General features: G+C 68.8%; 1 protein-coding gene. It reads left to right on the top strand.

Features of this window, described 5'->3' with window-relative positions:
- Positions 1-207 precede the first annotated feature (207 nt).
- Entirely contained in the window at positions 208-1,047 is an 840-nt protein-coding gene (locus tag ACFQ7F_RS45920) for an IS5 family transposase (RefSeq protein ID WP_383285774.1), read from the top strand.
- Positions 1,048-1,087 lie beyond the last annotated feature (40 nt).

Here is a 1,087-nt window from a genome sequence, read left to right as displayed (position 1 = left end):
ACTGAGCGTTTCGCCCTGTTTCATAGCGAGTCATGCTGATTTTGTATTCCTGTTATTGCGGGGCGGGAGGGGCGGTTGAGCCGAGAGGCTGCACTGTGACAGCGGAGGGCTGTTTCACTCCGATGTCTCCCGTCTCCTCCCAACATGCTCCTGCCCACGGCCCTTTGCCCCCTGGTCGCGTCGGCCGCCGCGCGGTATATCGGAAACATGACCCCGCACGACGGGTATCCCAGCGACCTGTCGGATGAACGCTGGGAACTGATCGAACCGGTCCTCGCCGCCTGGCGGACCAAGCGCCGCAGGGACGCCCTGGACATCGGGCGCCCGCCCGAGCACGAGCTGCGCTCCCTGATGAACGCCGTGCTCTACGTCGACCGCACCGGCATCCCCTGGCGATACCTGCCGCACGATTTCGCCCCCTGGGCCACGGCATACGGCTACTTCGCCAAGTGGCAGGAAGACGGCGTCTTCGAGGAGCTCACCGGCCTGCTGCGGCGCCTGGTCCGCGAGGCCGAGGGCCGCGACGCCGAGCCGTCCGCCTGCGTGCTGGACTCCCAGACCATCAAGACCTCCGCCAACGTGCCCCTGACCGACCAGGGCACCGACGCCGGAAAACGCATCATCGGACGCAAGCGCCACCTGGGCTGCGACACCCTCGGCCTGCTGCTAACCGTGCTGGTCACCGCCGCCAGCATCTCCGACACCGCGGCCGGCGTGACCCTGCTGTCCCGCATCGCCGCCGCCCACCCCCGCGTGACCAAGGCCTGGGTGGACGCCGGCTACCGCACCACCGCCATCGACCACGGCGCCCGCCTCGGCATCGACGTCCACCCCGTCCAACGCCCGCCGGGCGCCCGCGGATTCACGATCATCCCGCGCCGCTGGACCATCGAGCGCAGCATCGGCTGGCTCATGCACCACCGCAGACTCGCCCGCGACTACGAACGGCACCCGCACCGCTCCGAAGCCATGGTCCACCTCGCGATGATCGACCTCATGGCCCGCCGCCTCACCGGCGAAGCCACCCCCAACTGGCGCGGCACCTGAACCCGGGACCAAACACACCTCCACGGACCAAACACTCAGT

Source organism: Streptomyces sp. NPDC056486 (assembly GCF_042795295.1).
In the GTDB taxonomy this organism is placed as follows: domain Bacteria; phylum Actinomycetota; class Actinomycetes; order Streptomycetales; family Streptomycetaceae; genus Streptomyces.
The sequence above is the reverse complement of the archived record's forward strand: the minus strand, read 5'-3'. Positions and strand labels throughout refer to the sequence as shown.

Coding starts and splice junctions, on each gene's coding strand:
- ACFQ7F_RS45920 (WP_383285774.1), top strand. CDS start 208: ATGACCCCGCACGACGGGTATCCCAGCGACCTGTCGGATGAACGCTGG.